18 protein-coding genes and 3 pseudogenes are annotated in these 25237 nt (G+C 39.3%); 7 read left to right on the top strand and 14 right to left on the bottom strand.

The annotated features are described in order from the left end of the window. Positions 1-17: 17 nt before the first annotated feature. From ACDZ29_RS22390 to ACDZ29_RS22375, 4 genes and pseudogenes are all read right to left on the bottom strand, one after another. Positions 18-1379, bottom strand: coding sequence for a cytochrome ubiquinol oxidase subunit I (locus tag ACDZ29_RS22390; RefSeq protein ID WP_375088697.1), 1362 nt, complete (start codon positions 1377-1379; stop codon positions 18-20). 1033 nt (positions 1380-2412) lie between these two features. Then, positions 2413-2919 carry an acyl-CoA thioesterase gene (locus ACDZ29_RS22385; protein WP_289327305.1) on the bottom strand — a complete coding sequence of 169 codons (507 nt, stop codon included), beginning with the start codon at positions 2917-2919 and terminating at the stop codon, positions 2413-2415. Between the two features lie 153 nt (positions 2920-3072). Beyond that, a complete protein-coding gene (locus ACDZ29_RS22380) occupies positions 3073-3264 on the bottom strand; it encodes a hypothetical protein (RefSeq protein ID WP_375088696.1) in 192 nt (63 codons plus the stop codon). Positions 3265-3474: 210 nt separating this feature from the next. Then, positions 3475-3783: pseudogene (locus tag ACDZ29_RS22375) on the bottom strand (proline dehydrogenase family protein); the annotation flags it as partial. Positions 3784-4294: 511 nt separating this feature from the next. On the opposite strand from ACDZ29_RS22375, the gene ACDZ29_RS22370 reads away from it, so the two are divergent. After that, on the top strand, positions 4295-5737 hold the full coding sequence (locus tag ACDZ29_RS22370; protein WP_375091200.1) for a flavin monoamine oxidase family protein: 1443 nt from the start codon (positions 4295-4297) through the stop codon (positions 5735-5737). 102 nt (positions 5738-5839) lie between these two features. Here the strand turns inward: ACDZ29_RS22370 and ACDZ29_RS22365 are convergent, their stop codons facing one another. The 3 genes from ACDZ29_RS22365 to ACDZ29_RS22355 are packed head-to-tail and all read right to left on the bottom strand — an operon-like array spanning position 5840 to position 9470. Beyond that, a complete protein-coding gene (locus ACDZ29_RS22365; protein WP_375088695.1) occupies positions 5840-6952 on the bottom strand; it encodes a Ger(x)C family spore germination protein in 1113 nt (370 codons plus the stop codon). Then, a complete protein-coding gene (locus tag ACDZ29_RS22360) occupies positions 6949-8043 on the bottom strand; it encodes a GerAB/ArcD/ProY family transporter (RefSeq protein WP_375088694.1) in 1095 nt (364 codons plus the stop codon). The genes ACDZ29_RS22365 and ACDZ29_RS22360 overlap by 4 nt, the downstream gene beginning before the upstream one ends. Continuing rightward, positions 8040-9470 (bottom strand): spore germination protein, encoded by a 1431-nt coding sequence (locus tag ACDZ29_RS22355; protein WP_375088693.1) that lies wholly within the window; start codon positions 9468-9470, stop codon positions 8040-8042. The genes ACDZ29_RS22360 and ACDZ29_RS22355 overlap by 4 nt, the downstream gene beginning before the upstream one ends. Before the next feature lie 329 nt (positions 9471-9799). On the opposite strand from ACDZ29_RS22355, the gene ACDZ29_RS22350 reads away from it, so the two are divergent. The 5 genes and pseudogenes from ACDZ29_RS22350 (at position 9800) to ACDZ29_RS22330 (ending at position 14382) form a co-directional block, all read left to right on the top strand. Then, positions 9800-11206: a spore germination protein gene (locus tag ACDZ29_RS22350; protein ID WP_375091199.1), complete on the top strand. Its 1407-nt coding sequence runs from the start codon at positions 9800-9802 to the stop codon at positions 11204-11206. An 18-nt stretch (positions 11207-11224) separates the two neighbouring features. Next, entirely contained in the window at positions 11225-12316 is a 1092-nt protein-coding gene (locus ACDZ29_RS22345; protein WP_375088692.1) for a GerAB/ArcD/ProY family transporter, read from the top strand. After that, a complete protein-coding gene (locus ACDZ29_RS22340) occupies positions 12313-13398 on the top strand; it encodes a Ger(x)C family spore germination protein (protein ID WP_375088691.1) in 1086 nt (361 codons plus the stop codon). The genes ACDZ29_RS22345 and ACDZ29_RS22340 overlap by 4 nt, the downstream gene beginning before the upstream one ends. A gap of 244 nt (positions 13399-13642) precedes the next feature. Beyond that, positions 13643-14194 (top strand): Rid family hydrolase, encoded by a 552-nt coding sequence (locus ACDZ29_RS22335; protein ID WP_375088690.1) that lies wholly within the window; start codon positions 13643-13645, stop codon positions 14192-14194. Positions 14195-14213: 19 nt separating this feature from the next. Next, a pseudogene (locus ACDZ29_RS22330) lies at positions 14214-14382 on the top strand (twin-arginine translocase TatA/TatE family subunit). A gap of 92 nt (positions 14383-14474) precedes the next feature. On the opposite strand, the gene cysI reads toward ACDZ29_RS22330, so the two are convergent. Beyond that, complete coding sequence (gene cysI, locus ACDZ29_RS22325) at positions 14475-16193, bottom strand: assimilatory sulfite reductase (NADPH) hemoprotein subunit (protein WP_375088689.1); 1719 nt, start codon at positions 16191-16193, stop codon at positions 14475-14477. Between the two features lie 26 nt (positions 16194-16219). Further along, positions 16220-18033, bottom strand: a pseudogene (locus ACDZ29_RS22320) (assimilatory sulfite reductase (NADPH) flavoprotein subunit). 351 nt (positions 18034-18384) lie between these two features. On the opposite strand from ACDZ29_RS22320, the gene ACDZ29_RS22315 reads away from it, so the two are divergent. Beyond that, positions 18385-19287, top strand: coding sequence for a LysR family transcriptional regulator (locus ACDZ29_RS22315; protein WP_375088688.1), 903 nt, complete (start codon positions 18385-18387; stop codon positions 19285-19287). A 231-nt stretch (positions 19288-19518) separates the two neighbouring features. Here ACDZ29_RS22315 and ACDZ29_RS22310 read toward each other — a convergent pair whose 3' ends face one another. The 5 genes from ACDZ29_RS22310 to ACDZ29_RS22290 form a co-directional block, all read right to left on the bottom strand. Next, positions 19519-20490, bottom strand: a complete 972-nt coding sequence (locus ACDZ29_RS22310; RefSeq protein WP_375088687.1) for an ABC transporter ATP-binding protein — start codon at positions 20488-20490, stop codon at positions 19519-19521. Continuing rightward, complete coding sequence (locus tag ACDZ29_RS22305) at positions 20462-21508, bottom strand: ABC transporter ATP-binding protein (protein ID WP_375088686.1); 1047 nt, start codon at positions 21506-21508, stop codon at positions 20462-20464. Before ACDZ29_RS22305 ends, ACDZ29_RS22310 begins: the two co-directional genes overlap by 29 nt. Before the next feature lie 14 nt (positions 21509-21522). Next, positions 21523-22530: an oligopeptide ABC transporter permease gene (gene opp3C, locus ACDZ29_RS22300; RefSeq protein ID WP_375088685.1), complete on the bottom strand. Its 1008-nt coding sequence runs from the start codon at positions 22528-22530 to the stop codon at positions 21523-21525. A 3-nt stretch (positions 22531-22533) separates the two neighbouring features. After that, complete coding sequence (locus ACDZ29_RS22295) at positions 22534-23427, bottom strand: ABC transporter permease (RefSeq protein ID WP_375091198.1); 894 nt, start codon at positions 23425-23427, stop codon at positions 22534-22536. A 104-nt stretch (positions 23428-23531) separates the two neighbouring features. Continuing rightward, positions 23532-25181, bottom strand: a complete 1650-nt coding sequence (locus ACDZ29_RS22290) for a peptide ABC transporter substrate-binding protein (RefSeq protein WP_375088684.1) — start codon at positions 25179-25181, stop codon at positions 23532-23534. Between the last annotated feature and the right edge of the window lie 56 nt (positions 25182-25237).

The raw sequence follows: 25237 nt of genomic DNA, 5'->3' as shown, positions 1-25237 counted from the left end.
TCGCCTTCCCTCCCCCTTTATGAATTCGAATCGAAAAGCCTTACATCTTTCTGTTCGGCTTTATATATATCATCCATCACGGAATGTCGTTTGAAATAATACAAAAGTGTAAACACGACCGAAACGCATAAAATGATATATACAAGAATGAACATCGTGAAAAGAAATCCAAGGTTTTCGTACGAGGTGACTGAGTCCTCTGTGGTCAGCATCCTGTATATCGTCCATGGCTGCCTGCCTGTACAAGCAAAAATCCAACCGCATTCGATTGATATCACCGAAAGCGGCCCTGCAGCAACAAACAGCCAGAGAATCCATCTCGGATAAGTCTCCTTTTTCAGCCACTTATTCCAAACCAATGCAAACAGTGCTAACGCAATTAAACCTGAACCAATGAGGACCATGGCGTTGAATAAGATATGGACATAAAGTGGCGGCCAATACTCTTCTGGAAAATCATTCAAACCCGTTACGACCGTATCGAAACTATTTCCAGATAGGAAGCTTAGCACCCATGGAAATTCAATCCCATACTTCACTTCCTGGGCTTCCCTATCTGTATAACCGAATAAGGTAAGTCCAGCATGGTCCTTTGTTTCGAACAATCCTTCTGCCGCCGCCAATTTTTCTGGCTGTTCCCTATATAAATGCTGTGTAGTCGCATGACCATTCAGTGCCGTCAAAAAAGAAAAAACCAAACCTAATACAATACTGAGCCTGAGTGCTTTCTGGTGAAAATTAAATTCAGTAGTCCCATATTTATTTTTCAGCATCTTATAGGCTGCAACTGCCGCTACGACAAACGCTCCTGTAGTATAAGCAGTCAGGGCCGTATGTCCTGCAGTCACTAAGAAACTTGGGTTAAAAAATGCCGCCCAAGGGTCGACATCGACGATTTCCCCATTTTCAAACCGGAACCCAGCAGGTGTCCCTTCAAAAGCATGGACATTCGATATCAAAACAGCCGAAGCCATTGCTCCGAATGCAACAAAGAATAAACTCACGATTCGCGCCCATGGCTTGATTTTTTCAGCAGCATACACATAGATCGACATGAACAACGCTTCAACCATGAATGCATAAATCTCGATTTGGAACGGAAGCGCCATGACACGCCCAATCACTTCCATGAATCCAGGCCATAATAGTGACAATTGTACACCCGCAATCGTACCGGTCGGAATCCCGACCCCAAGTAAAACCCCTAATGTTTTGGTCCAGCGTTTAGCCATGACAACATACTGTAAATCCTTTGTCCTTTGATACATCAATTCCGCGGCCAACATCATCATCGGCAACCCGACGCCGATCGTTGCAAATATGATATGTACAGCCATATTCGTCCCGAACATCGCACGGGCCATTTGTATATGATCCATACTGTCTTCCTTTCTAACCTTTGTCTCTTGGTAGTATCTCCTCTGTAAAGGAAAATATTTAATAATTTTCCACAAACAAAGTTTTCAAAGATTTTACAGAAAGTCAGTAATTTACTTAATGATGTTTTTGGATTATTTTTTATTCAATATTCTATCGAGGTTATTCTTAGGATATATATTTCGGTTAATCGCTTCTTAACCTCGCTTAGATTGCATGTACGAACGGCAATTTTATTATAACTGTGCAAGTAATAAAGTATTTATAAAATAAATTACTTCCACTTTAACTTGTAATTTATTCTTCCGCATAACGATCGGGTCACCAAACCATTACCATTGACATCACTAGGAGTGGAATCAAAGATTGCCGCGAATTCTTCACAATCCTCTAAAGAACATTCATTTTTATATTTCCTTCACATAAAAAATACACACATACCCTACAAAATAGTAGTCTATGTGTGTATTGCGGCCGGCATTGACTTTTGCCCAGTTTTAGGAATGATTTTCCTATATATCAAATTAAAAGTACGGGTACTAGCCTATATATATTTATTTATTATCCGTAGAACTATCTTGGACATAAAAAGAACAATACAATTCAAAATTAACTTTATTGCAAAAATAGCTCTATGTTTCCATCGAGTGGTTTTGGCACCATAACGAAGGACTTCTATAATAAAAAAACTTTCAGAAGAGGACATGTTCGGGGGGATCTTTTCCTCCATCAAACATGGATAAAGCAGTTACTTCTGGGTGAAAACGGAAGGCTCAACTCCATCATTTTGTTGAGATCGATAGCCGGTGAAAACTTTTACTTATTCATCACCCATTCGAACAGGTTCTTTCAGTAACTCGTACAATGTTATCTAACTTTTGAATTACTTTTTTTATAATAAACTGGATTGAACTTAGTAAATCAAATACTTCACTTTGCTTATTGTCCGGATTTTCAGCTTGATCGATATTGATAAGGATTGCCTCTTACCTTCTTTCACCTCGTAGGTTATAAGTTTTATCTTCTATATGAAAGTTAAGGATAATCTACATTTAAAAACGTAGCCACATCTTTGCTTTTTTGTTTTCTCTGGTTCCGCATTTTTGCTCGATCTAATGCCGTTTCATGTAATTTTTTTTCTTCTTCTGTCTCCGGAATAACTTTTGGAACACGTGTTGGACGTTTTTGTTCATCAAGTGCAACAAATGTTAATAGAGCAGTCGCTGCAATTCTACGTACACTGCTTTTTAAATCTTCAGCAATAATTTTTACAAATACCTCCATTGAAGAAGTGCCTGTCCATGCCACATAAGATATAAAACAAACTGAATCCGTTGTACGAATGGGATGTAAAAAGTCAACTGAATCTGTTGAAGCAGTTACACATTCACTTCGACTATGACGTGCTGCAGAAATCGATGCCACTTGATCGACGTCACTCATTAATCGGCCGCCAAATAATGTATTATGATTGTTCACATCATTCGGAAATATACGACTCGTTCTTATCACCCTTGATTCTTTGCAATATTTTGCTTCCATAAACCCGTCCTCCTAAAACATGGGACCTGAAATCACCTATGTAAACTTTTAGTATATGGTAATATTATGGTACAAAATTGAGCTTTTTATCCTTCACTATCGGCCTACGTAGCTTAGTGTTCCGAGAATGCGCACGCAGGTTGCTTTAAAATATCATTCACCATCTGCTGTTGCTCCAGCTCTTTGCGAAGCATTAAAAGCTCCTCCTGTTCGAGTAACTGTTGTCTTTCTATTGGAAGGAACCTTTTCATATTGGTGAAGCCACTGGTCAAGGGAGGACGTGGTCAGATCATACTCATCACTGAGCGTTTTCTTTAATTTCCACTTCCGTTGAAACTGAATCATTATCAATGAATTCTACATATTATTAACAACGTAAATCTTGCTTCTTATGCATGCTCAAAGATAAAGCGGAGAAAGAAACAAGATTTATGCTTATGTTTTTCTATTTTAGAAAAATAGTAGATGTGCCTATTTGTTTAGTTTCCCAGTTTCGAACTCTAAACGTAAAATATCTTACTATGAAAACTTCACCCATTATTATAAACTCATCAATTATTTAGAAAAGAATCCTTTAAGGGCAAATCCACTATTTTGGGGTCTTTCTGCCAAGCGACGCATAAAATAACCAAACCAGTCGTTACATAAAGGAATATACACACGCATTGTATATCCTTCTTTAGCTAAACTTAGTTGCATGTCTATTCTAAATCCATATAACATCTGAAACTCAAATTGGTTACTTGGAAAATTGTGTTTTTGAACAAATTCTTTTACGCTGGCAATTATACGATGATCATGGGACACAATCGCCGTATAGCTACCACTCAGCAAATGCTCTTCAATGATTCTCATATAATTTTTATGTGCACTCACTAAAAATATGAAACTATACTGACTCCAATTGTTGTGCTAAATTAACGTTTGGTTTCAATGGACAAAGAAAGAAAATAAATTCTTGAAATTCAAAACGATGAATTTAATCATTTTTGAAAAACTTCCTTGCCACGCTTAATGCCTCAGTTATTTAATAATTTCATCCCATTGCCCAAAAAGCTGAACACTGCTTCTCTAACTTACTAAATTAATTTCGGCTCCATCATAGTAGTCTTAAGATAGTTAGCTGCCGAAAAAAGGCATCATCTTTTAACCACTAATCAGCAGCTTATTCATCTCCTGCACATTTAAATTATCTGAAAATTGAGTATTTGGATAAACCTAGTGGAATATGATAGCAATAATCAATCATGACAAATTAATGAAGATCCTTCATAAATGGTGGACCCATGAGAATAGGATAGCGTATTAGGAAAGTGTAACCGGAGAGGAGAAAAACACTTTGTCCTTTATCAATAGTCCGCTGTCACCCGATCAAATGCTGTCTGCCATCAGAAATGGACTGGGAAAATCCCAAATCCCCAAAAAAATCATAATCATTGGTGCTGGCATGTCTGGGTTGGTTGCAGCATCCCTTTTAAAACAAGCGGGGCACGATGTAACGATATTGGAAGCAACAGGAAGGGTCGGAGGGCGTGTTTTGACCATACGGGAGCCATTTTCAGAAGGCTCCTACCTTGAAGCCGGTGCCATGCGCATCCCGAATTATCATTACTTAGTTGCTGAATACATCAAGAAGTATGGTTTACGAGTCAACACTTTTGTGAATGCGACTCCTAATGATCCCATTTATGCCAATGGAATCAAGACGACCGCTGCCATATATCAACGGAACCCGGATATACTGAGGTACCCTGTAGCTCCCCATGAAAGAGGCAAAACAGCTGAAGAATTACTCAACATGGCAATTAAGCCTGTGACTGACTTCATCATTCAAAACCCACGCAGAAATTGGGAAATAGTCATTAAAGAGTTTGATAAATACTCCATGAGCTTCTTTTTGCAGTACAATCCTGTAGGGGCGAGTCTATCCACGGGGGCGATTGAAAGCATCAAAGTCCTAATGGGTTTAGAAGGATTCCCTGAACTTTCCTTTCCGGCCATTCTTCGGGAGCTTATGCCGCTCTTTAATCCGGACATAAAGTTTTTTGCAATCGAAGGAGGAAACGACCGGCTTCCTTATGCTTTTCTACCGGAATTAAAGGATAATCTAAACTTCAGATATGAAGTGACAAAGATCGTTCAACATGATAATCAAGTCACCATCCATTCCAAACATACTCAAAGCAAAAGACCCTTAACGGTCACCGGTGACCTCGCCATCGTGACTATCCCTCTTCAATTGCTGCAATTTATGGATATTGAACCCCGGAATTCCTTTTCCCATAATAAGTGGAAGGCAATAAGGGAACTCCATTATGCTGCGTCCACAAAAATTGGACTTCAGTTCACACATAGGTTTTGGGAAAAGGAAGGAATCTTCGGCGGTAAATTGACGACCGATTTGCCCATTAGATTTTCTTATTACCCCAGCCAAACGAGCAACCAGAGTGAATCCGGTCTCATCTTAGCAAGTTATACATGGGAAGATGATGCCACTTTGTGGGATATACTTCCAGAAAATGATCGTTTACAACACGCATTGAAAAATTTGGCAGTGGTCCATGGAAAACAAGTATATGATCATTTTTTATCAGGAGCTTCTTATAGCTGGACCCTGAATCAGTATGCATACGGCGCTTTCTCCATGTTTAAACCTGGTCAGGAAACGGACTTGTTTCCATACATCCCAACCCCTGAAGGAAGGGTCCACTTCGCTGGTGAGCATACATCAACCGTACCAGCATGGATTGAAGGAGCCATTCAATCCGGCATCAGGGTTGCACATGAAGTGACGAATCTGCCTAGAACATTCTATTAGACTTTATATAACGAAGGGACTTTTTGAACCATAAAGTTTCAATCGACTAAAGAGCCATGACAAAAAACCTTCCCTTTGGAAGGTTTATCTTCTTATGACCATTCACTTTATCCCTCCTTTTGAACCGAAGTCTATGACCCTTAAATCCACATCATAATTAATATCGGCTTTACAGAAAACTTCGTCCCATTTCTGCTTATTTTTCTCCCAAAACTTCGGATGCTGAATTTCCACATAACGATAAAATCCTGCTACCCCTGTTTTATATTCATGCTGTAATTTGTATACGATTTTCTTGACATCCTTCTTAACTTCAGCCTCGGCAATACGCTCAATCTCTTTTAAATAGGCTTCTTCAAATGAATTTTCCTTACCATACCAATCTTCCGAAAGTCTAACTGTGTAACCGACCTTAACATTTATCGTCAAATGATCCCCGTTCAATTCCGTCGTGATTTGCCTCCTTGTCCTTTTGATCACTTCAACACTTAAAGGCTTACCGTGTTGGACCGCTTCGATTATCCCGCCTTTCACCTTTCCGTTCAACCAATTTAAAGCAGCTATATCTTCATTATTCATGACCCCGACCAACTTTGAATTGTTGATCACCCCTGCACCCTCCAAAATTAATTTCCCTCTCCTAATATTAACGGCCTGAATGGCAAAGCTTCCATCTGATTGCAAATTTGAGGAAGCTTTGCCCATTGTTAAAGGCGGAAGGATTTTATTCGTTCGCTCTACATTATCTTTCAATTCATAAATTACATTCGAAGGAATCTCCCCATCGTCGGCTAGTCCCAAAATTTCTTTTGTCGGTCTCTTTGTTAAATAAACAAGACAACTTCTCCTTGTATTGTTATCGCGTATGGACTGATTGATGATAGCTTCCATAGGTACTTTCTTTAATACATCTTCATTAATGAGCAGGATACGCTGATGATTGGTTAAAACCGTATTGGTTATGAGCAAAGAATCCCTTATTGCTTCATGCAACGTTTTGGCACTGACGGTAACATTCTTATATTTTAGTTGAGCTTGATTCTCCTGAACACCACTTCCTGGAGGTACCAGAATTTGCTGTGTTAACATAATTTCGTCTTTCTTTTTACTATTATCGATTCCCATTCCGACCACAAGGGATAATTCTTCAATATTTTGACTGTCCCAACAGCCTGTAAGCAAAGGAATAAGCAAGATTAACCATAATCTTTTCATCCGCTTCTTCTACTCCTTTTCACTTGAACGATTGCGAATGTAATAATTGGCAAGCCAATCAATATAAAGGGAAATACATAGCCCAGCAAATCGCTCATTTTAAAAATCTCGGTTGTATTTTTAGGGATTTTGGCGAGAAAAAAAATGATTGGAACCAAAACAATAAGGTTCGTTGAATATGAATTGTTGAAAATTTTCGTCAGTCCTTCTGCTGCGAAGTAATAGTAAATTGCATGTGTACAAAAGAACTGAAGAATCCAGGTGATTAAGAGAAACAGCTCTAAACGCTCTATAAATATCCCTTTTACTTCATACGATTGAATAAAAGAAATGGTTGGCCATGTAACAGCTTTGACTTCAGGAACAGCCAGTGTAGCGACTACCAGAACATATGTAATCACATATAATATCATCGGTATGAAAAAACCGATTAAAACGCCACTTTTTATCTTGTTTTGATTTTTAACGACGCCAAACAAAAAGATGAAAAGTTCAATTCCAAAAAAAGACAAAGTCCCGGAGCTCATTCCTTTCATCACAGGGAGAAACCCTTTTCCAAGAACAGGCTGCAGGTTTTTTATATCGACTACTTTTATACTGAACATATAAATGAACAAAACGATGACAATTGTCAGTGGTAGAAAGAAGACGCACACCTTTGCTATCGCTTTAATTTTGCCTGTCAATAGATGGACACTCGTTAAAATCAATGTGAGCATTACTATTTCAACCGGGGTATCCTCCAACAAATAAAATCGGACCATTTCACTCATTGCAAGAACTTCAAAACTGGCCACACCTACAAAGTACACCACCACGATCAACCCAATAATTTTGGAGAGCCACTTTCCATATGCCTCCTCCATGTATGTGTAATAGTTAGCCACCTTATGTTTTTTTAACAGTACAACCAATAAGCATATGAAAAGGGCAATAGCAATCCCATTAAAAATCAAGACGATCCATCCATCGGATGAATTAACTTTTTCCGTTATCGTCCTTGGCAGCGTAAGCATCCCAACTCCTAACATGGCGCATGAAATGATCGATGCCAATTCCCCACTAAAAATTTTGCCGTCTGCTTGGCTCAAGAAAGTTCTCCCCCCTTTTTCCGCTTCGGTAACCGGAGGAACGCGTCCTTCCAAGTCTTTTTACCGATAAAATCCGTTGGTTGAAAATAAGGTTCTTGAAAGCTAGTCAATTTCGACAAATGGCTGATAACGATGATAAAGAATAAAGTGGTTCCATATAGGCCTAGAACGGCGGAAAAAATCATCGCCCCGAACCTTAATGCCCTGAATGCCAGTCCAAAGCTATATTGTGGTACCGTAAAAGAGGTAATCGTAGTAATCGCAACGATTATGACCATGAGGGAACTCACAATATTCGCTTGAACGGCTGCTTGTCCAATAATTACACCACCAACCAATCCAACCGTTTGCCCAATGGGCGCCGGGAGCCGAATGCCTGCTTCGCGAAGCAGTTCAATCGTCAATTCCATAATGATAGCTTCAACAAAAGGCGGAAATGGCACGTTCTCCCTTGTACCAGCGATGGTCATCGCTAGTTCCGTCGGCAGCAATCCAGGGTTGAACGAAACCAAGGAGATATAAATTCCTGAAAGAAAAACGGTAATAAATAAAGAAAAGTAACGAAGGACACGTAGAAAAGAACCCGCGACCCACCTTTCATAATAATCATCAGGTGACTGCAGCAGCATCGTGATCGTCGTAGGTGCCATCAACGCAAATGGCGAGCCGTCAACCATGATGACCACCCTTCCCTCCTGCAGTGCCGCCAATACTTTATCCGGACGCTCCGTATTCTGGATCTGTGGGAAAGGGCTAAACGATGTATCTTCAATTAATTCTTCAAGCATCCCCGAGTCTTGGAGATCGGCAGCTTTTACTCCGTTTATCCGATCATTCACTTCTTTTAACAAAGAATCGCTTGCTTTTCCTTCATAATAAACCAATGCAACTTCCCGCTTTTCAAGCGTCCCTAACTTCTGTTGTTTGACGATTAGGTTGGGATGGTTTGAATATTGTCTTATCAAGCCGATATTTTCCTGGAGACTTTCGATAAACCCAAGCTTCGGTCCACGGACAACCCTCTCTGTCGAAGGTTCACTCAGTGTACGAATTTTCTCCTTTTCCAGATTCAAAACATAACCATTTGTCATTCCATCTATAAATAAAAGTGTTTTCCCGTCAAAAATATGCTCTATGGCTTTTTCATATGTTTCAACATCTTGTTCCCTGACTGAACAGATTTTGGAAATGACCAGCTTCTCGATGGAAACCGGGTGCCTTGATTCGACCTGCGCAGCGGATAAATCCAGGACTATATCATTGAATGCTGGATAATCCATCGTTCCATTGACAAATATAAATAATCCTGAAACTTCATAACCGGGAATGAATATCTGTTTAAAAACTACATCATCCTGCATATCCAATTCAGATTTCAATTTTTCCTGCTTTTGATCCAATCTTATATGCAAGGGTTTACTTTTCATGGTGAACTCCTTTGATTAAATGCGTTTTATTTTAGTTTCCACTTTCTTCAATTATTTTATTCGAAAAGGATATGGTGACAGCTTTTAGACCAAGGATCTTTATAATGTATTCCCTTTCCGAAACGAGCATCCTAAACAATCCAAAATGGTTAATATGTAATTAAATTGCAAATGCTAGGATAACAAGCTTTAGTTTAGAGGTGACAGCATTGTTTAACCGCGGAAAGTTCAAAAAAAAACCCAATCAACCAAACGATCAAAATGATGAATTAAATAAAGTTTCGGATGTAAGGGATCTATTCAATACCCTTTCTTCATCCAATGATTTCATGAACCATCAAGGAATATATCATGGCGTAGGCTATTGGGTATCTTTTTATCGCTCTTTAATTGATGCGCAGGAACTTCATAAAAGTGTCCTTTCTGTCATACCAACTCTGGAAGCGATAAATTTGGAGCAAATTAAAGAAAACGTTCCTATAGAAAATACACTTATCACCAATACCAAGGTTGTAATCGAAGAAAGGATCATGAGAGGCGAAATTGCCATTCGTTTAGATGCGAATCTTGATGAATGCCTATTAATCAATGTTGCCGCCCAACAAGGAAGGCAAGTTGATAAACCTGAACTTGAATTTGGAATCATAAGTGCTCAAGAAGCTTTTGTCGAGGATATTGATATCAACCTGAATCTAGTCAGAAAAAGGCTGCCTATCCCTGGATTGCAAGTAAGTGAACTGACTGTGGGGTCGTTGTCTAAAACGAAAGTGGCGGTTTTATCCATAGAAGGAATCGTTGATCAGGAAAATGTCGATAATGTTATCCAAAGGATCAATGACGTAGAGTTTGATGAAATATTGGACGGGTCATATCTCGCGCAATTGCTTTATGATGATTCAAATACCTTATTTCCCCTTTTTCTAAATACGGAAAGGCCTGATCGCATCGCAAGTGCATTGGCTGAAGGTAAAGTAGCCCTGTTAATCGATAGGTCGTCTTCTGCACTTATTACACCAACCATATTGTTGGAATACTTTATAACCATGGAAGATTATAATATGCCATGGGTTCCGGCATCTGCTTTCCGTTTATTAAGGATATTCGCGGTCGCTTTTTCAATATTTGCTACTCCCATTTATGTAGCCGTGCTGACTTATCATTATGAACTGATTCCTAAAGATCTTTTGGAAACGATCGTCACTTCAAGGAATTTGATACCTTTTCAGCCATTGATTGAAGCACTATTTTTAGAGATCTCCATTGAGTTATTACGTGAAGCGGCTGCCAGGCTGCCAACAAAGGTAGGTCAGACATTAGGTATCGTCGGCGGTATCGTTATCGGTCAAGCGGCAGTTGTAGCTGGTCTGACCAGTAATATCTTATTGATCATCGTTGCCCTCTCGGCATTGGCATCATTCGTTACTCCTATTTATAAAATGGGGAATGCCATTCGGTTACTGCGGTTCCCCTTTTTAGTGGGCGCCCAGATTTGGGGGCTGCTCGGCATTACCATAGCGGCCGTGTTTTTGTTGACCCACCTTATCAAATTAACGTCAATGGGACACCCCTACCTTGAACCGATATACCCATTTCGTATGCAAGATTGGAAAGATAGCTTTGTTCGGCTTCCTTTTAATCTTTTTAAATCTAGACCTGTAAATTTACGTCCTGATAATACGTCCAGACAGCCACAGCCCAAAAAAGCAAGAATCAAAAAAAATGATTTTAATGAATGATTTAAATGAGGGTCCTATATGAACCAAGCTGGAGTTAATGAAAAGTATAAAGTGTCACCGTTCTATGTGTTTTTTTTAGTGCATTCCATGCAAACAGGAGTAGGCATTTTAAGTTTTCAAAGAGTTTTAGCGAAGTCAACGGGAACGGATGGCTGGATTTCGATATTACTAGCCGGACTGATCGTTCATATATTGATTTGGGTGATATATAAAATCTTCAGTATCGTCCCTGGTGATATTATTTCCGCAAATAATCATGCATTCGGGAAATGGATCGGGAATTTCTTCAGTCTATTATTCATTCTTTACTTTTTGATCCTTGGGATGACAGTCATGATCAGCTATATAAATGTCATACATGTATGGATGTTTGAAGAGGTACCATCTTGGGCTTTTGCTTTAATATTCCTGATCCTCATTTATTATATAAATACGGGAGGGTTCCGAACAATTACGGGTATTGCCTTTTTAAGCGTCATTTTGACATACTGGCTTTTATTTGTCCTGTTCTATGCCATGAAATACTCTGAATTCACTAATTTGCTCCCTATTTTTCACCACACTCTATTGGATATATTGAAAGGAACCAGAAGTACTTCCTTAACGATGCTTGGTTTTGAAATGATCCTGATGTTTTATCCGTTCATCAAAGATGCTAAAACTTCACAAAAATATGCTCATGGAGGGGCCTTGACAACAACCTTAATAACCGTATCCTATTATTTGGTTTCACTGGTTTTTTATTCACAAAAACAATTGGAACTGACTATATGGCCGACACTGTCATTGACCAGCATTGTCGAATTGCCCTTTATTCAGCGATTTGAATATATAGATGTTTCTTGGTGGGCCATCGTAATCATTCCCAACATGACCATCGCCTTGTGGGCTGCCAGCAGGGGTTTCAAGCGTTTATTCAATGTTCAGCAAAAGTATCCATTATGGGTGATGTCCATTATCATCCTGCTTACAAATATTTTTGTTTTTGATGTCGATTCCCTATATATATTGAATAAAATAATCGATCCATACGGCGCACTCTTTCTTGCCTTATACTTGCCTCTTCTTTTGGTAGTCATTTATATAAAGAAAATGAGGAAACGATTATGAGAAAATTATTTCTTGTTATATTGGCTTTTCCCCTCCTTTGCAGCTGTGCCGAGCCAAGGGTGGTTGACGAAGTCAATATGTCCCAAGCCATTGGCTACGATATATTCAAGAATGATATCGTCGAAGGGATGTTCGTCATCCCCATCTTCCAACAGGACAAGATGGGTAAATATCAAATCTTAACTGGAACATCGACGACAACGAGTGATGTTCAGGCTGTCGTTTCCAAAAAAGCGGATAAGCCTGTGTTGCTTGGACAGACACGCATCGTTTTATTTAGCGAAAAAATCGTTCATGAAATCGGAGTGACAGAACTTACCGATTATCTCTACCGTGAGCCACAACTTGGAAACAGGGTCATATTGGCCGTCGTTGAAGGAAAGGTCAAGGATGTAATAAATACGAAACCTCCAAATACGAATGTGAATGTTGGAATCTTTTTATCGGATTTGATTAATCAACAGAATGAAACAGGAAATGGACCCGATACAAATCTCCATCTTTTTTTAGGAAACGCCCTGGAAGATGGCGGAGATTCGTATCTTCCTTTAATTAAATTAATTAACAATGAAGTTGCGGTATCCGGAGTGGCATTGTTTCATGAAAATAAAATCGTCAGTAAAGTCCGAACGAGAGATATGTTCGTTTTCAAGACATTTGTTCAATCCCATAGACGGGGAATTTACAAATTCAAATTAAAAGATAAGAAAAAAAGCGATATCGTAGTGGAAAGCATCCGAAGCAGTTCAAGTTATGAGGTCTCCGACTCAGAGAGAAATCCCTCGATCACGATTAAACTTAAAATAAAAGGGCAAATCAAGGAATCAATGCGAAGTGAAAATCTAACCAATAGAAAGATGATAAAAAAAATCGAACAGGATATGGAAGATGATTTAACGAGGCGAGCAAACCGTCTTATTAAAGATTTTCAGAAAAAAAACATTGATCCGATTGGCTTAAAGGAAAAATATCACGCCAAAAATAAAAAAATGACCTATGAACATTGGAAAAAGATTTATCCGAAGATGGACATTAAAGTAAAAACCAAAGTTGACATCATCCAAACCGGGGTCTCAGAATAATAAATATTAAACGAATATCAATAGGGCATTTAATATTCTTCATCTGTTCGTAAAAACTACTACCATATATTGAATATACAACAGGGTAGAATTCATTTTGCTTGTGAATATCACATTTATTAAATCGGTTGCACGGCAGGTGCTTTTAAATCAGCCAGATAGTATAAAAGAAGGTAAGGTCACTACTTGAGTAGGATAAAACATTAACCTTACGATGTTTTTATAATTGAAAGGAGCTGACTTTATGAAGAATACCATAATATCAGTCATCGCTACTTCAATATTAGGTATAAGTTTAATCGTCGGATTCTCTTTAGCTTCCGCAAGTAGCGAAAAAGATGAATTGAACTCGGATAAAGTGACCTTCTTTGGGTCCCCAACTTCTGCGATTTCCAGTTCAGTTGCTGTACCTCAAAGTTATAATCGGATAATGTTTAGTGGAACAGTCTCTCCTCTTTTAAACAAGGATGGAAAAACCACTTATGAGAGATATGGCAATACAGAAAGGCAGGCTATCGGAATTTTAGAAAAATTAAAAGCAGATTTGAAAACAAAAGGACTTTCCCTCGCTGATGTAACCTTTCTTCGTGTGTATGTCGCACCAGATCCAAACAAAGAAGGTACTCCAGACTATCAAGGTTGGTTTAATGCCTATGCTATGTTCTTTAATACAAAAGAAAATCCAGTGAAAACAGCTCGTTCCACAGTAGGGGTGCAAAGTCTGTTTTCGCCGGATTATCTCATTGAGATTGAAGCAGAGGTAGCCTTTAAAAATAACAGCAAGTCAAAAAAATAGACGATAGTAGTGAATGGTCATGTTTCAAAATCTCGAGGTTCCAGGCCTAGTTATCATTCTTATCACTTGTGATTTTTGGTCCTGAAAAATCACTGCGGGCTTTTGGACGAACTTTATCTGAATTCAAAAGTGCAACCAAGGGGTTGATTGATGAGGAAAGTTGGAAGAGAAAAAACTTGAGTTATTGAAGGACACAAGCCAGAAAACTTTTCTACTTAATAAAAAACACCTTAAATACAAACCGAGACAGGAATACTTTCCTGTCTCTCGTTCGTGTTAGTCAATCATGAAAATTCGTTCCATCCGTCACTTCTTTAACAATGCCTGCATTGATGACAAAGTCTCCGAAACGCTCCCCTTCCTGTCGTTCCTTGGCATAACGGGAAAGTAGTACGCGCAACTCTTTTAAAATCTCATCTTCACCGATGTTCTCACGGTACATTTTGCTTAATCGACTTCCATCGAATGCAGCACCGAGATACATATTATATTTGCCAGGTGCTTTCCCGATAAAACCGATTTCTCCTAGTGCATGTCGGGCACAGCCATTCGGGCATCCGGTCATTCGTATCGTGATCTCTTCGTTCCTCAGCCCGTTTTCATCAACGATGCCCTCGACTTTATCAAGCAGAACCGGCAAATAACGTTCCGCTTCGGCCATTGCCAACCCGCATGTTGGAAGCGACACGCATGCCATCGAGCTGCGTCGGAGCGCTGAATGGCGTGAACCATCCGTCAAACCGAATGTTTCGAGCAATTCAACGATCTTTTCCTTTGTCTCGCTTGATACATTGGCAATGATCAGGTTTTGATTGGCCGTCAAACGGAAATCGCCCGTGTGGATCTTAGCGATTTCGCGCAAGCCGGTCATCAGTTTGTAATCTTTGATATCAGCAATTCGGCCACCCTCGACAAATAGTGTAAAATGCCATTTACCTTGAATGCCTTCTACCCAGCCATAGCGGTCACCATTATTGTCGAAATGATAAGTTCTCGCCTCCTCAAGTTTCCATCCAAGACGATTTTCCAGTTCAGCCTTTACCGGTTCGAGCCCAAGCCTGTCAACCGTATACTTGAACCGGGCATATTTCCGGACGGAACGGTTTCCGTAATCGCGCTGAATCGTAATGATCTTTTCCGCGACATCCAGTATGTGGTCAGGCTTGCAAAAGCCGATTATTTTGGCTAGCTGTGGATAAGTCTCTTTGTCACCATGGGTCATTCCCATACCGCCACCGATCGCCACATTAAAGCCAACGAGTTTCCCATTTTCAATAATGGCTATGAAGCCAAGATCCTGGGAGTAGACATCAATGTCATTGGAAGGCGGGACCGCAATGCCTATTTTAAACTTCCTTGGCAAATAAAGCGGACCGTACATTGGTTCGACTTCCTCCAATTCAGGTGTACCGACAACCTTTTCTTCATCCAGCCAGATTTCATGGTACGCCCTTGTACGTGGCAATAAATAATCACTCAATTTTTTCGACCATTCATATACTTCGGAATGGATTTCGGATTGAAATGGAATCGAATTGCACATTACGTTACGGTTTACATCCCCGCATGCAGCGATTGTATCCAGCATGGACGCATGGATTTCCTGAATGGTTTTTTTCATATTCCATTTTAAGATTCCATGCATTTGAAACGTCTGTCTTGTTGTCAATTTCAAGGTACCGTTACCGTATTTCTGAGCAAGGTCATCCATAACAAGCCATTGAGAAGGCTGTGCAACACCGCCTGGCATGCGGACACGCAACATGAACTGATAGGCAGGCTCAAGTTTTTGTTTTTGACGCTCATTGCGTAGGTCCCGGTCATCCTGTAAATAGCTGCCGTGGTGTTTCATTAACCGATTGTCATCATCTGGAATACCGGCGCTGATCCGCTCCTGCATCACTTCTCCAAGCGTACCTCGCAAATAATCGCTTTTCGCTTTAATTTGCTCAACATCGCTAGGCGGGCCTTCTGGTGCTTTTAATAGTGGGTTCACCATGTTGTTATCTCCTTTTCATCCATATTTCAGTACACATCACGTTGATAACGTTTATTCTGTTGCATATCTTCAAGATAAGCTTGCGCATCAGCATGGCTCATCTGACCTTCTTTTTCAATGATCTCAATAAGCGTATTATGGACGTCATGTGCCATGTTTTTCTCATCACCGCAAATGTATAGCGCTGCCCCTTCTTGAAGCCATTCGAATAATTCCCTGCTGTGTTCGAGCATCCGGTTTTGAACATACACTTTTTCATCCGCATCACGCGAAAAGGCAACATCCATTTTCGTAAGTACACCTGTTTTCAACCACTTTTGCCATTCAGTCTGATAAAGGAAATCCGTCACGAAATGCTGATCGCCGAAAAAGAGCCACGTTTTCCCTTTCGCTTCCGATTCTTCGCGATCCTGGATAAAGGATCTGAACGGAGCAATGCCCGTTCCCGGTCCAACCATGATGATTGGAGCATCTGGGTTCTTAGGCTGCTTGAAGTTCTGATTATGCTGAATGTAAACGGGCAGGATGTCCCCAGGCTGTATTCGGTCCGCACATAAAATGGAACAGACTCCTTTTCGATCCCGACCGTGACTTTCATATCGGACAGCACCGATGGTCAAATGCACTTCATCCGGATAAGCGGATAAGCTATTCGCGATCGAATATAGACGGGCTGGCATTTTCCGGAGTATGGATACGAACTCTTGCGCCGTTTCACCCCATGAGCCAAAGTCACGGACAAAATCAAGCAAATCACGGCCTTCACGATATTCTTTTAGACTTTCTTCATTACCTGGTGATAGGAGCTCCTTTAATTCCTCGTTACCTGAAAGCTGGGCTGACTGCTCAAGGAACGATTTTGTCAAAACCGTAATTTCAAAATCGGAGATGAGCGATTCCCTAAGCTGACGAAGATCCCCCTGCTTATTGACCTTCACGGTTTCTTCAGGGTCCCAATCGAGTTCCATAAGAAGCATATCCACTAATTCAGAATCATTTGTCGGATAAATACCAAGGCTGTCTCCAGGTTCGAATGTAAGACCAGAGCCTTCAAGTGATAATTCAAGATGATGTGTCTCTTTATTAGAGCCACGGCCATTCAAGTTTATATTTTCCAGCACTTCCGCTTTAAACGGATTTGTCCTGGAATACGTGTGTTCACTTCTGAAGCTATCGCTGCAGGGACTGCAGCAACCGTACTGACTTGCTCTTCACTTAAACTGGAAATGACTCCTTCCAGCCATTCTGCCGCCGACTCATCATAATCAAGGTCACAGTCCATCCGCGGAAATAACCTTGTCCCGCCAAGTTCCTCCAAGCGTTTATCGAATTGTTTTCCCGTTTCACAGAAAAACTCATATGAGCTGTCTCCAAGCGCCAATACCGAAAAGCGGAGTTCTTCAAGGCTTGGTGCCCTCCTGCCATGAAGGTACTCATGGAAAGACAGCGTATTATCCGGTGGATCACCTTCTCCATGCGTGCTAACGGCAATAAGAAGATTTTGGACTTTTTTTAAATTGTTGACTTTAAAGTCACTCATGGATGAAATGGTAACCTGGAAGCCGTTACCCTCAAGCTTTCTCGCTGCATTTTCTGCAAGCCCTTGAGCATTGCCCGTCTGTGAACCATAAAGAATGGTAACCTCTTTTGATATTGTCTTCCCGCTCCTTTGAGCTTCCATTACCGGAGTGTCGGCCGTTCCAATGTTCGACACTGACAAAGATGCGGTCAGATAACCGCTCAACCAAATTTTTTGTGTTTCTGTCAAGCCAGGCAGTAGACTGTTAAGAATCTCTGCCTGCTCATGATTAAAGGGACTGTTCATTACCTGAAGTTGCACGATTTCCACCTCACAAAGGGATATTAACTTATCTTAGTTGACTCTTATGTATAACGAGTGGGTTTAAACATTTATTTCCATCCATAAAATCAATTAACTCGTTTACTCCTATAGACCAAGTCGGTTTTAACTGCAAAAAAAATTAAAAAGTACAGTTCATACACGGGAGGGAACATTTTTTCATAGCACGCTAGAAATAAAAAATAAGGTTATAAAGGACGTTAGCCTTCCCCAGCCTAGACTCTTCCTAAAATAAGTTTCTTATTAAACTTTACCGGAAGGCATATCATTAGTAAAATATATATAATTTATTGTAACTATTAAGAATATTAATAATAAGGTGGTAATTCTATGTACTATGATGCTCTAAAAACATTTGTGACCCTTGTGGAAGTCAAGAATTTTACTAAAACAGCAGAAGTGCTTCTAATGTCACAACCAAGCGTTAGTTTGCACATAAAAAAATTAGAGGAAGAGTTCCAAACCAAATTATTTCTCCGCTCCCCTAAATTCCTAAAAGTCACCTTGACAGGAGAAATTCTTTACGATCGGGCTAAGCAAATGATCACAATTTATGAACAGACCAGACAAGACATCCAGGAACATGATAGGTCCATCAAGGGCGAATTAAAGATAGGGGCAAGTTTTACGATAGGAGAGTATATCCTACCTTCGTTGCTAATCGACCTTCAAAAGAATTACCCTGAACTTGAACTTCAAGTCGTAATTGGAAACACTGAAGAAATCGTTCAAGCCGTTCGTTTATACAAAGTGGATATTGGCTTGATCGAGGGTCAAACTAATGAAAAAGAGCTTTCTGTACACCCCTTCATGCAAGATGAGCTTTTCGTTGTTTCTTCCAACGATCATGAACTCGCTTATAAAGACGAAGTGGAGATTACCGATCTACATGACCAAGCATGGGTAACCAGGGAAGTTGGGTCCGGTACACGTGAATACCTTAACCATGTCATACGTTCAAATGGTTTGAAAATTAAATCAATACTTACGATAAGCAGCAATCAAGGAATTAAAGAAACACTTATAAAAAACGGCGTAGGGCTGGCTCTCCTTTCCCGAAGTGTCATTGAAAGGGATGTGCAAAATAAAATTCTTTCTATTATTCAGTTAAAAAATGCATCCTTTAACAGAACACTTTCGTACGTGTATTCACCAATTATGGAAGATAAAAAGAATGTAAAGACTTTTATAAATGAATTAAACAAAAAATGGCCTATGAAACCAAGCCGATAGTATGATCTTTGCGAATGATGCTGTCTATGATAGGAGCCTTTTTATTGTTATATCACTCATCCATTTTTTGTATCAACCACTTTATTTTGTAGGAAGAGACTTTCCCCTTCCTTAGTTAAGGTTATTAAAATGTTTAGTTAATGCCCTAATAATACAAAACTAGTTTTAAACTTTATTAAAAGTAGAAGAAATAGATAAGTATATTGAATAGAAAACTTTTCACTGACCCAATTACTCATAAAGGTGACAAGCAACGAAATGTTTTAAGGAAACTTCCTGCCACTTCGGAACGCTCTCAGAACAAATCTGCATAACCTTAGGACAACGTGTGCGAAAGCGGCAACCGCTTGGAGGGTTCATGGGGCTTGGCACGTCCCCTTTTAAAATTATGCGTTCCCGTGTTCTCTCCATTTTGGGATCAGGGATAGGTATAGCTGATAACAAAGCTTCCGTATAGGGATGAAGTGGATTTTCATATAAATTTTCACTATCGGCTAATTCCATAACCGTACCTAAATACATTACGGCAATACGATCACTGATGTGTTTAACCATTGCTAGATCATGAGCGATAAATAAATACGTTAACCCCTTCTTTTGCTGTAATTCTTGCATAAGGTTTACAATTTGAGCCTGAATTGAAACATCTAAAGCAGCAATAGGCTCATCAGCAATTATAAATTCTGGTTCCACAGCAAGAGCTCGTGCAATTCCTATACGTTGCCGTTGCCCTCCGCTAAATTCATGTGGGTAACGATTGGCATGAGTTCTATTTAACCCGACAGATTCAAGCAAGTCATAAACTTTATCTTTAATTTCCCTATTTGTAAGATTTGCTTCATGATTGTATATCCCTTCTGATATAATCTCTAATACAGTCATTCTAGGATTAAGAGATGAGTAAGGATCCTGAAATATCATTTGCATTTTCTTCTTATTTTCTTTAAGACGTACAGCTGTTTTTACCAACTGAATATCTTCTCCATCATAAATCACTTTTCCTGAGGTAGCATTGTGTAATTTAATAATTGTTCGGCCAGTTGTCGATTTACCGCAACCTGACTCCCCTACTAAACCTAATGTTTCACCTCTATAGATATCAAACGATACATCATCCACTGCTTTTAATACTTTACCTTTTCCAACTCTGAAATATTTTTTTAAATTTTTAATCTCAATTAACTTTTCTTTGCCCTTTATCATAATCTCCTCCTACTGCACCTAACCACTCTACTCGGGGTGCACGGTAATCTGCCAACCAACATGAGATGGTGTGCGTTTCCGACACTTGGGTCCTATCAGGTGCAAAATCGTGACAAACCTTCATTACATATGGACATCGGGATGCGAAGGGGCATCCTTGAGGTAAGTGACCTAAATCCGGTGGTGTCCCAGGAATGGGAATCAACTTAGTAGAACGATTTGAATTCAGTTTTGGCATGGATAATAGTAGCCCACGTGTATAAGGATGCTTTGGTTCGTAAAAAATTTCATCTATCATTCCTGTTTCGACAATTTCTCCGGCATACATAACAGCTACACGCTGAGCCACACTAGCGACCACACCTAAGTCATGAGTAATAATCAAAATGGAAGTTCCAGTCTTTTTTTGCAAATCCTTCATTAAGTCTAAAATTTGTGCTTGTATGGTTACGTCGAGGGCCGTAGTGGGCTCATCTGCTATTAACACATTGGGATTACATGCCAATGCCATCGCAATTACTACCCTCTGTCTCATTCCCCCTGAAAACTGATGAGGAAAATCAGACATCCTCTCAACAGCATTTGGAATCTCTACAAGTTTAAGCAGCTCCGTTGCCCTATTAAAACCTTCTTTTTTCCCAAGTCCCTGATGTTTTCTTAATCCCTCCATGATCTGCTTACCAATCTTCATGGTCGGATTAAGTGATGTCATAGGGTCTTGAAATATCATTGATATTTCTGCCCCTCTAATTTTTTGCATTTCTTTATTAGTATATTTCAGTAAGTCTTTTTCTTCATATAATATCTCTCCTTCTTTAATCATGCTATTTCGTTTAGGTAAAAGTCCCATTATACATTTTGCTGTTACTGATTTACCAGAACCAGACTCGCCCACAATGGCTAATGTTTCTCCTTTTTTCAGCTCTAGGCTCACCCCTCTAACCGCCTTTATCTCCCCGCCTTCATCCGTCTTAAAGGAAACATGAAGATTATTTATTTTTAATGTAGTATCTTCCATAAGTCTCTCCTTTTTTACTTTCTCATTTTAGGGTCAAGTGCATCACGAAGACCATCACCCAATAAATTGAAACTAATCATAATGACACTGATTATAATAGCCGGAAATATTAATTTATAGGAGAAGAAACGCATTGATTTATATCCATCTTCTATTAAAACACCTAATGAAGCCATTGGAGGCTGTAAACCCAGGCCGATAAAGCTAAGAAATGCTTCAAAGAATATTGCTGTTGGTATCGTGAACATCAAAGTGATTATTATAGAACCCATAACATTAGGAAATAAATGTTTCAATATTATTTTGGAATTGGAGGATCCCAAAGTTCTGGCAGCAAGGATGTATTCCTGCCCCTTCAACTGTAATATTTTTCCTCGGACAACACGGGCCATTCCCACCCACCCTGTAACAACCATCGCTAAGATGATGGAGGTGATTCCCGGCTTAAGAATCAGGATAAATAAAATTATCACTATTAAATTAGGAATACCTATTAACACTTCAATAATACGTTGCATTCCATTATCGACCGGTCCTCCATAAAATGCAGAAATACCTCCATACACAGCTCCAATGATTAAGTCCAAGAGGGCAGCAATGATAGCAATGAATAATGAGATCTGAGTTGCCTTCCAAACCCTATTCCATAAATCACGTCCAAATTCGTCCGTTCCGAACCAATAGTTTTTATCGATTTCTCTAGATTCATATTGATCTTTTCCGTTTACATCTTTGCCATCAAATCCAAGAAATCCTAAACCATCTACCTTTGGAGGTAAGTTAGAAAGAGCCAAGTCCTGGTCCATTCCGGAATTTCCATTTAAGAAAGGACCAAACAATGCCATTAAAGAAATCAAAATTATCGTTAAAAGTCCAAGAAAGGCTCCTCTATTTTTTCTAAGCCTTCTCCAAGCCTCACTCCAAAAAGATACTGGTGTACCAGCAAGACCCTCAATTTTTTCAGACTCCAAAGGAGCATAAAAAAACAAATCTTCATTAACTTCTTGCTTTAGAATCTTCATTTTTCACGTCTCCCCTTTTAAGCTAATCCGAGGATCTATAATTCCGTAAAGAATATCGACGATGAAAACTATCCCGATAAATAAGGCGCTGTACATCAATGTAACACCCATAATGACACTATAATCATTAACCAGGATGGATTTTGTAAACTGCTCCCCAAGACCGGGTACCGTGAAAATTTTTTCAATCACCAAAGTACCTGTTATAATAGCAACTGCTAATGGGCCTAACATGGTTATAACAGGAATGATAGCATTACGGATGATATGCCTGAAAACGACTGCACTCTCACTTATCCCTTTTGCTCTAGCCATTACGATATAATCCTGTCCTAGGACTTCCAGCATTTCTGTTCTAATAAAGCGAGCAACTGTCGCTATTACGGTCACGGATAGTGCCAATGAAGGCATTATTGTGTTTTCATAGCCTTCCCATAACGCTGCGGGCAACCAGCCTAGTTTAACCCCAATAAAATATTGTAATAGTGCAGCAAAAACAAAGGATGGAATGGACATTCCCAGCACAGCAATGGTTACAGACCCATAATCTAAAAAACTATTGTGATTTAACGCGGAAGTAATACCAAGTATCAAGCCTACTACCGAGCCGAAAATCAGTGCTTGAAACCCTATTAGAAAGGAAGGGCCAATACGTTCACCGAGGATACTATTCACTGAACGTCCTTCATATTGATAAGAAATTCCTAAATCCCCTTTTGCAAGACCTTTTATATAGTTTACATACTGTATGGCGACTGGCTTATCCAGCCCATATTTTTCATTCATTGATTCTAGCTGCTCTACAGATAACTTTTCTGGATCAGTAAAGGGGGTTCCCGGAAGATGTTGCATTAAAAAAAATGTAATCGATACTATTATAAAAAGTGTTAGGAACATATAACCTATTCGTTTAGCAATATATCCTTTCAATAACCCCACCTCTTTTAGCTAGTTTTTAAATAAAAAAGAGGTAAAATTAATACCTCTTTTTTATTTACTCATTATCTACCTTCTATATGAGTCCATTTAAATGTAAAATCAGGGCCACTAGGATGACGAACTAAACCTTTGATTTCAGGCCTTTGGAGGACGGCTAGGCCTCTTTGATATAATGGTGCGATGGCAGCATCTTCAAAGAGCAGCTTTTCAGCTTCCAGCATCATTTCATAACGCTTTACCGTCTCTTTTTCTATATTGATATTTTTCACAAGATCATCATACTCGGTATTGGAATAGTCCATTCGATTAGCAGAGCCACCCGTAACCCACATCCCAATGTATGTCATTGGATCAATATAATCGGGTCCCCAAGCCGAGATCACCATATCATATTCAAGCGCAGATTCTAATTCATATCTTTGTTCTACAGGTACCAGTTTAATAGTAACTTTTACTTCTGGTAAATTCTTTTCTATTTGGTTTTTTAAATATTCTGCAGTCTTATCATTTCCTTCAACAGCAGAAACCGTAAGCGTAAATTCCACTGAATCTTGACCAATTTCCTTTAAACCCTCAGCGAGGTATTTCTGTGCTTCTTCGATCTTCCCCGTGTTCAAATCTCCATTTAATTCCCGAAAATCTTTTCCGGCTGGGGAAAAAGAGAAATCCTTTGGTACCAGTCCATACAATGCTAATGAACCATTGTTTAAAATCCTATCAACATGGGCTTCTTTATCCCAGCTCATATCAATTGCACGGCGTATATTTTCATTACCTAAAGCTTTATTATTATGGTTAAAACGAAGAAAGAAGATTTCTGAGTCAGCCATTGAACTAAAGTCTTTGTCGTCTTTATATTGATCTACAGAAGCTGAACTTAGATTAATGATATCGACTTTTTTTGTATCATATAGATTTAACTGGGTTGCACTTTCCTTTACCACAAATACATTAACCTCATCTAATTTAACATTATCAGCATCCCAATATTTTGGATTTTTCCGATATTTCCAACTTGCATCATGTTTCCACTCAGAGAGCATAAAAGGACCATTATATATAAGTTTATCAGCTTCTAAAGCATACTTTTCCCCTTGGCTCTCAACATATTTTTGATTTTGAGGTAGAAATGTAGGGAATGTTAAGTATTGTCCAAGAAGAGCAGTGGGAGATGCTAATGTAACTTCCAGTGTTTTCTCATCAAGAGCCTTAACTCCCAAATTTTTAACCGGCTTTTCACCTTTTAAGATATCGTTTGCATTAAGAATATTTGCTGTTTCAAACATACTTGCATAATGACCTGTTTCATTAAAAACCCTTTGCCAAGAAAAAACAAAATCCGCAGCTGTTACAGGTTCACCATTACTCCAATTAGCATCACGTATAGTAAAGGTATGAACTAATCCATCCTTACTAACCTTGACATCCTTAGCCATAGCCAGTTCCGGGTTATGATCTTTACCTAATCGATATAACCCTTCATTAACGTTGCTTAACACAGTAAATGAAACATTATCATGAGCAAGTGTAGAGTCCATAGTTGGTATTTCAGAGGCTTCTACCATATTCAATACTTGCTTATCTTTGTTAGTTTTTGAGTTTTCGCTGGTTTCTGAATCTGTCTTTTTTGATGAGTCAAAATTACAACCTGCAAGTACCAGACCTACTACCGTTATTAGTGTCAGCAACTTTAACTGTAAACTATTGTTCAATGGAATCTCCCCTTTTTTTATATTAACTTGAAATAAAAGTATCGGAATAGATCGGT

The organism is Peribacillus sp. RS7 (assembly GCF_041956845.1).
Classification (GTDB): domain Bacteria; phylum Bacillota; class Bacilli; order Bacillales; family DSM-1321; genus Peribacillus.
The sequence above is the reverse complement of the archived record's forward strand: the minus strand, read 5'-3'. Positions and strand labels throughout refer to the sequence as shown.

Bases quoted from the DNA above. Each gene is read 5' to 3' on its own strand.
- ACDZ29_RS22295 (WP_375091198.1), bottom strand. From the start codon at position 23,427: ATGTTCCTAACACTTTTTATAATAGTATCGATTACATTTTTTTTAATG.
- cysI (WP_375088689.1), bottom strand. From the start codon at position 16,193: ATGGTGAACCCACTATTAAAAGCACCAGAAGGCCCGCCTAGCGATGTT.
- ACDZ29_RS22340 (WP_375088691.1), top strand. From the start codon at position 12,313: ATGAGAAAATTATTTCTTGTTATATTGGCTTTTCCCCTCCTTTGCAGC.
- ACDZ29_RS22345 (WP_375088692.1), top strand. From the start codon at position 11,225: ATGAACCAAGCTGGAGTTAATGAAAAGTATAAAGTGTCACCGTTCTAT.
- ACDZ29_RS22380 (WP_375088696.1), bottom strand. From the start codon at position 3,264: ATGATTCAGTTTCAACGGAAGTGGAAATTAAAGAAAACGCTCAGTGAT.
- ACDZ29_RS22365 (WP_375088695.1), bottom strand. From the start codon at position 6,952: ATGAAAAGATTATGGTTAATCTTGCTTATTCCTTTGCTTACAGGCTGT.
- ACDZ29_RS22385 (WP_289327305.1), bottom strand. From the start codon at position 2,919: ATGGAAGCAAAATATTGCAAAGAATCAAGGGTGATAAGAACGAGTCGT.
- ACDZ29_RS22315 (WP_375088688.1), top strand. From the start codon at position 18,385: ATGTACTATGATGCTCTAAAAACATTTGTGACCCTTGTGGAAGTCAAG.
- ACDZ29_RS22390 (WP_375088697.1), bottom strand. From the start codon at position 1,379: ATGGATCATATACAAATGGCCCGTGCGATGTTCGGGACGAATATGGCT.
- ACDZ29_RS22355 (WP_375088693.1), bottom strand. From the start codon at position 9,470: ATGAAAAGTAAACCCTTGCATATAAGATTGGATCAAAAGCAGGAAAAA.
- ACDZ29_RS22305 (WP_375088686.1), bottom strand. From the start codon at position 21,508: ATGGAAGATACTACATTAAAAATAAATAATCTTCATGTTTCCTTTAAG.
- opp3C (WP_375088685.1), bottom strand. From the start codon at position 22,530: ATGAAGATTCTAAAGCAAGAAGTTAATGAAGATTTGTTTTTTTATGCT.
- ACDZ29_RS22350 (WP_375091199.1), top strand. From the start codon at position 9,800: ATGAACCATCAAGGAATATATCATGGCGTAGGCTATTGGGTATCTTTT.
- ACDZ29_RS22310 (WP_375088687.1), bottom strand. From the start codon at position 20,490: ATGATAAAGGGCAAAGAAAAGTTAATTGAGATTAAAAATTTAAAAAAA.
- ACDZ29_RS22335 (WP_375088690.1), top strand. From the start codon at position 13,643: ATGAAGAATACCATAATATCAGTCATCGCTACTTCAATATTAGGTATA.
- ACDZ29_RS22370 (WP_375091200.1), top strand. From the start codon at position 4,295: ATGCTGTCTGCCATCAGAAATGGACTGGGAAAATCCCAAATCCCCAAA.